This is a genomic window from Acinetobacter sp. YH12072, assembly GCF_013419565.1.
Taxonomy (GTDB): Bacteria; Pseudomonadota; Gammaproteobacteria; order Pseudomonadales; family Moraxellaceae; genus Acinetobacter.
In genome coordinates, this window is the sequence record NZ_VOZV01000069.1 from 1 (window position 1) to 5,102 (window position 5,102).

Genomic DNA, 5,102 nt, shown 5'->3' on the forward strand with positions numbered 1-5,102 from the left:
GCAAGAGTGAACCACCTGATCCCTTCCCGAACTCAGAAGTGAAACCTCTTAGCGCTGATGGTAGTGTGGGGTCTCCCATGTGAGAGTAAGTCATCGCCAGCTCATTATTCCAAAAGCCCTCTGCTCATGCAGGGGGCTTTTTTTATGCGTGAAATAAAGATGAAATAGAAAAAGGCTTAAATAAATTTAAGCCTTTTTGAATCTATCTATTTATTGATCTGCAGCGATAATGGATTGTGTGGCATTCTTCAGCATATACAGGGCCTGACCCAATAAAATATCTTTTTCGGCTAAAGTGACTAGAATAAGAGGGTGTTTCGGTGCTGCAACCGCTGTCAAAATGGCTTTACCATTTTCTGCATCCAAAGTAATGCTCTGACAGCCAGTAAGATGGATCTCTTTAGTAAATGCAGAAACCATCGCTAAAATCGAGCTACTCACAGCAGCAAGCTTGCTATTGTTATAGTTGTCTTTCTTATGAATTGTGGCCAATTCAAACCCATCTGTTGAGCAGACCATTACATAATATACGCCACGAACATTGCTAATGATCTCCTGAATTTGCTGTTTGGCATGCTGAACGAGGGCTTCGGGGGCTTGACGTCTTTCTTGTATAGTAAGCATGCTTTAATCCTTAGCTCATGAGGTTATGGTTGACTTCGATTGAAGTAATGAGGGCTTCTAAGAGAAGCAAGATGTCGTCTTTTTGACGAGCATCTACAAAAAAGAGGGGGGTATAGAGATCCTGCTGGATCAGCCAGTCCTTATAAATCTGGATAAAATGAGGGCTTTCAAGATCACTATGCGTAATCCCAATGGCAATATTATTGGTATATTCCTGGAATACTTCGATATAGCTTTCCAGTTCCTGGATCGGATCATTCACTGTATGATCAATGAGAATAATAGCACCTAGTGCGCCTTGACAGATGACAGGCCAGATAAAGTCAAAGCGGCTTTGTCCAGGCGTCCCATACAGGCCAATTTTGGTTCCATCTTCTAATGTAATTTCACCATAATCAATTCCTACCGTGGTTTCCATTTTTGAATGACTGCGGTCGTCAGTATTCAGTGCCTCAGTGAGTAGCACTGGTATATCAGATAAGGAACGTATTGCGGCTGTTTTACCTGCACCCATGGAACCCGCAAAAACGATTTTATATTGTTGTAAAATCATAAGTATTTACTTTATTAAAATCCAAATTTAAATCGAAGCTTTCCAAAAAAGCTTTTAATGAAACTTTGCTGTTCTATTCTTTCAACTGGCTCAGTGGTGCGATAGCGACTTTCCCAAGCATTAATTTTTTCAATATTTCCCGAAGCCATACTGGCTGCGATAAATTGTCGAAGCGTAAGTAAGGAAATCGCATGTTGCTCAGCAATTTTTGAAATTTTAGCGCCTTGAATAAAGCAGGCAGATATCTGAAAAATACGTTTTTTATGCAGCGAATGAGCCAGCTTTGGCCAGTAGTGAATTTTATAGTGATCATCTTCAGGTGCGATCTGAGCAAAACTAGGCGAGTTCCAGAAAAAATTCCATAACCAGTCTTGGAGAATCTGCGTTTCTCTACGTGTCACTTTTAAGAGGTCGCTAGTAGATGCGAAGTCATATTGAAAAGAAAAGTCTGTGCCAGTTTCAGCCCGGTCTTTGTTTAACCAGGCCAGGTTTTTTGCTGAGTCAATAATGGCAATGGTGCCATGCTGATCATAGAGATGTAATTTACCTTTTTCAGGATGCAGCATCTCTTTAAAAAAGTTAATGGTGTAAGGATGGTTAGAAGATTCCTGGCTCTGAACGGGGGCTGAAAATATAGGTTCTTCTATTTCTGAGGTAATTTCTGAATTTAGGACGTTTTGCTCAAACCAGTGCTTGAGATTTTGTGTATTTTGCAGGGGTAAAGCGAGCGTATTATTTATAATCTGGTTCGAGTATTGAGTATTTTTAGAAATGCATAAATAAGGGCATTTTTGGTTTTTGAGAACACGTTGAATACCCTCTGTTTCAAGAAAGTATTCATATACAAACAGGCAATCGAGATGAGGATCGGAAGCAGTGTTCCATTGCAGGATAAAATGGTCAGGAATGATGTGTTGTAAAGTTTTTTTTAGTTCATCTGCATCGTGAATACTTAAACCTGCTATTCCAATATGAATATAATGCCTATGCATTTTAAGTCTCGATTAAAGTTTATATTTTATTGGGTGAAGCGCATAAGGATCCCCTTTATTGCATGAAATAAAGGGGAAAACTGTGTATTAGCTAAAGTCTAAACCTTGTTCAAAAGATTTAAGCTCATGACGAGCCATAGCCAGGTTTGCTTTAGAACGATCCAGTACAAGATACAGGAATACATTGTTATTCTTTTCGAGTGGGCGAATGAGATGATATTGCTTGCCCAGCGTAATCAGAATATCTTCAATCGAGTCATTCAGATTTAATGAATTCGCTACACGGCGTTTTGCGCGAATCACTTCTGTATTGCCGGCTGCTGCGAGTTCAAGATCGATATTGCCACCACCTTGAGTTGCTAAAGCCAAGCCGCTTTCACCATCAGCTAATGCTGCAGCAACGAAACCATCAATGTCTGTAAGTGTATCTTAGGTTACCTTAGCCATAATTATTTCCCTGTTATAAAAATAGTTGATGCGTTAGTTGTATTTGATGAAGTTCAAATATTATCTTTTTCATTCAAATTCATTATAAAAATGGGGGAGTAAATTACAATTGAAGTAAAAACCATATAAAATTTAATGGCTTACTTTGGATTTTAATTTTTAACTTGTACTTTTTAATTATGTGATGCATTTATCTTTTTATTTAATGATATGTGAAATGATTCTGTGATTATTTTTTGATCTATAATCTCATCTTAATCTAAAAGATGTAACAAAATATTTTGAATGGATTATGGAACTAATTAGGTAAAAATTTCAGTTGAAAAAATAGATTCACTTCATTCCCTGATAAATTTAAAGAATAAAAAAAGCCAATATCTCATTGGCTTTTAGTAAAACTAAATTTTTGAGGTTGAAGTAGTTATGCAAATACGCGTAATACTGCTTCAATCAATACCCAAAGAATCGCAAGCGCAACCACTGGCTCAACGATTTTTGCCCAGGTTGGTGTTTCTACAACAGCAACTTCTTCAACATCATGATGCTGGCTATTTTGATGAACCATTTGGCTAAACTCCTTCATTGATGCTTCTAATGATAGCTCTTCTTCATGAATTGGTTTAGAGCCTTTGAGTTCTGTTAGGTTATTTGTTGTCCAAACCCAATCATCTGCTTGCCCAGACAAATGTTCAATTTGTCCTTTCAACAGCTCTTGGATACTGGTCTGATTATGATTGCCAGTATCATGTAACTGCTTCAATTCAGTCAGCTGAAAATGGAAAATTTCAGACGTGAGCTGCTCCAGCTCGGGTTTCGGTAAAGTTGACTTGTTTTCCACTCGGGTAGTCAGGTGACGGGCGATTTCCAGAATATAAAGTTTATCTGGATGCTTGATTTCATTATATATTTTTTGCGGATTGTTACGCCATTCGCTAATCAGTTTGCCTAAAGTGAGAGCATTGATTTCTGAAATATATTTACGTCTTTCTTCTTTTGTATAGCCTTGTAGAAGCTCAGGCTTTTGAGTTTCTATCTGTTCAACAAAATATTGTACTAAATCAAAAGCCATTCACTTACTCCATTATTTTTAATCTAATAACCTTAGGGTTGGTTTTTTCTTTGCGGGCTCAGGCTGTTCTTCAGTGCTTGATTTTAAAGCATCTTCATCACTTTGTGTATGCTCATATTCATTTGGATCAAAGAATAATCCTTGACCATTTTCACGTGCATAGATCCCGAGGACTGCTGCCATCGGTACATAGATATCACGTGATACACCACCAAAACGTGCTGAGAAGGTGATGGCTTCATTATCCATATTCAGCGCATGAACTGCATGCGGCACAATATTCAGGACAATCTGGCCATCTTTAATAAACTGCTCGGGTACCATGGTGTTTGGACGTGTAGCATCGACCAGCAGATAAGGCGTCATATTGTTATCGCAAATCCACTCATAGATTGCACGTGCCATATAGGGACGGGTAGGACTTAAGTTGAATTCTTGTTCAGACATGATGTTTCTCTACAGGTTTGATTTGCTCTTGGTAGCGGTTTTTTTCCTGCAAGGTCATGGATTTTGCAAATGCAGGACGGCTAAAAACTCGCTGGCAATATAAATAAAATGGACGACATTGTTGTCGAGGTAATTCTACTCCCATGCTTTTAAGTCGAATGAAAATGGGAGCCAGCATGCAATCCAAGATGCTGAAATGTTCCGACATAAAATAAGGGAAATGCTGGAACAGGGGCGTTAATGAAATCAGGATATCATGCAACTGTTTTTGAGCCTTCACTTTGGCTGCAGTATCCAGAGTATCCGGATGACATAGCATAATATCGGCCAGTTTGAGCCAGTCATTTTCAAAACGCCAGATATATTGTCGCTGTTCCGCACGAGGCATGGGAGCATCTGCATAGAGCTTGTTCTGGCGGTAACGATCGTCTATATATTCGGAAATGATGCTGGTATTGAATAATTTTAAATCATTTTCAATCAGCATGGGCAGCTGGTTATAAGGATTGAGGCTGGCCAGATCTTCATCATCACTACCGACCAGGATCAGGTTATATTTAATCTGCTTTTCGGCAAGTACGTAGCGAATCCAATGGGAACGAAAGTCATCGGCATGGCTATATAAGGTGAGTCCTTGAAGTGGCGCGCTTTCGACTGACATAAATCCTGATTAAGTTCTAATGAATAGACTAGGATACTAAAAATCAACCTAAAAAGCACGAAGCATAAAAAGCCAATTGGACTAAGGCAGGGTAGAGTAGAGAAAAAAATGAAAGGAGCAGAACAACATGATCATGAATTTCGGCTTAATCATTCTGTTTATTATCATCGGTGTTGCGAATTAGGTGGTGTTTCAAAAAGTATGCTGACATTAAATGAAGCCATTATTGATGTAAAAAAAGGTTAAGTCGAAAGCTTTAAAATGGTTTTCAATCTTTTTTGAAAAATTACAACTCCTTCTAAAACCGCG

Annotated in this window: 8 protein-coding genes, 1 rRNA gene and 1 pseudogene; 2 read left to right on the forward strand and 8 right to left on the reverse strand. The window is 38.5% G+C overall.

What is annotated here, in order from left to right:
* Positions 1–102 (forward strand): 5S ribosomal RNA (gene rrf / locus FTU19_RS15705); the annotation flags it as partial.
* Positions 103–210: 108 nt separating this feature from the next.
* Here rrf and FTU19_RS15710 read toward each other — a convergent pair.
* The 7 genes from FTU19_RS15710 to FTU19_RS15740 all read right to left on the reverse strand — a co-directional run bounded on the left by FTU19_RS15710 (position 211) and on the right by FTU19_RS15740 (position 4,793).
* A complete protein-coding gene (locus FTU19_RS15710) occupies positions 211–624 on the reverse strand; it encodes a roadblock/LC7 domain-containing protein (protein ID WP_004785266.1) in 414 nt (137 codons plus the stop codon).
* Between the two features lie 10 nt (positions 625–634).
* Positions 635–1,177 carry an ATP/GTP-binding protein gene (locus FTU19_RS15715; protein ID WP_180012202.1) on the reverse strand — a complete coding sequence of 181 codons (543 nt, stop codon included), beginning with the start codon at positions 1,175–1,177 and terminating at the stop codon, positions 635–637.
* Between the two features lie 14 nt (positions 1,178–1,191).
* A complete protein-coding gene (locus FTU19_RS15720) occupies positions 1,192–2,169 on the reverse strand; it encodes a hypothetical protein (protein ID WP_180012200.1) in 978 nt (325 codons plus the stop codon).
* An 87-nt stretch (positions 2,170–2,256) separates the two neighbouring features.
* Entirely contained in the window at positions 2,257–2,583 is a 327-nt protein-coding gene (locus tag FTU19_RS15725; RefSeq protein WP_302700654.1) for a roadblock/LC7 domain-containing protein, read from the reverse strand.
* A 454-nt stretch (positions 2,584–3,037) separates the two neighbouring features.
* Positions 3,038–3,685, reverse strand: a complete 648-nt coding sequence (locus tag FTU19_RS15730) for a hypothetical protein (RefSeq protein WP_180003890.1) — start codon at positions 3,683–3,685, stop codon at positions 3,038–3,040.
* A gap of 18 nt (positions 3,686–3,703) precedes the next feature.
* Entirely contained in the window at positions 3,704–4,132 is a 429-nt protein-coding gene (locus FTU19_RS15735; RefSeq protein WP_034704105.1) for a ClpXP protease specificity-enhancing factor, read from the reverse strand.
* Positions 4,125–4,793, reverse strand: a complete 669-nt coding sequence (locus FTU19_RS15740) for a glutathione S-transferase N-terminal domain-containing protein (RefSeq protein ID WP_180012198.1) — start codon at positions 4,791–4,793, stop codon at positions 4,125–4,127. The genes FTU19_RS15735 and FTU19_RS15740 overlap by 8 nt, the downstream gene beginning before the upstream one ends.
* Positions 4,794–4,901: 108 nt before the next feature.
* On the opposite strand from FTU19_RS15740, the gene FTU19_RS15745 reads away from it, so the two are divergent.
* The gene (locus tag FTU19_RS15745; protein ID WP_180131877.1) at positions 4,902–5,039 is read left to right on the forward strand and encodes a hypothetical protein; all 138 of its coding nucleotides are present in this window, start codon (positions 4,902–4,904) and stop codon (positions 5,037–5,039) included.
* On the opposite strand, the pseudogene FTU19_RS15750 reads toward FTU19_RS15745, so the two are convergent.
* Positions 5,004–5,102: pseudogene (locus FTU19_RS15750) on the reverse strand (IS1 family transposase); the annotation flags it as partial. The gene FTU19_RS15745 and the pseudogene FTU19_RS15750 sit on opposite strands and share 36 nt — an antisense overlap.

What these genes read in the sequence shown, in the direction of transcription:
- FTU19_RS15710 (WP_004785266.1), bottom strand. Translation starts at nt 624, where the DNA reads ATGCTTACTATACAAGAAAGACGTCAAGCCCCCGAAGCCCTCGTTCAG.
- FTU19_RS15715 (WP_180012202.1), bottom strand. Translation starts at nt 1,177, where the DNA reads ATGATTTTACAACAATATAAAATCGTTTTTGCGGGTTCCATGGGTGCA.
- FTU19_RS15720 (WP_180012200.1), bottom strand. Translation starts at nt 2,169, where the DNA reads ATGCATAGGCATTATATTCATATTGGAATAGCAGGTTTAAGTATTCAC.
- FTU19_RS15730 (WP_180003890.1), bottom strand. Translation starts at nt 3,685, where the DNA reads ATGGCTTTTGATTTAGTACAATATTTTGTTGAACAGATAGAAACTCAA.
- FTU19_RS15735 (WP_034704105.1), bottom strand. Translation starts at nt 4,132, where the DNA reads ATGTCTGAACAAGAATTCAACTTAAGTCCTACCCGTCCCTATATGGCA.
- FTU19_RS15740 (WP_180012198.1), bottom strand. Translation starts at nt 4,793, where the DNA reads ATGTCAGTCGAAAGCGCGCCACTTCAAGGACTCACCTTATATAGCCAT.
- FTU19_RS15745 (WP_180131877.1), top strand. Translation starts at nt 4,902, where the DNA reads ATGAAAGGAGCAGAACAACATGATCATGAATTTCGGCTTAATCATTCT.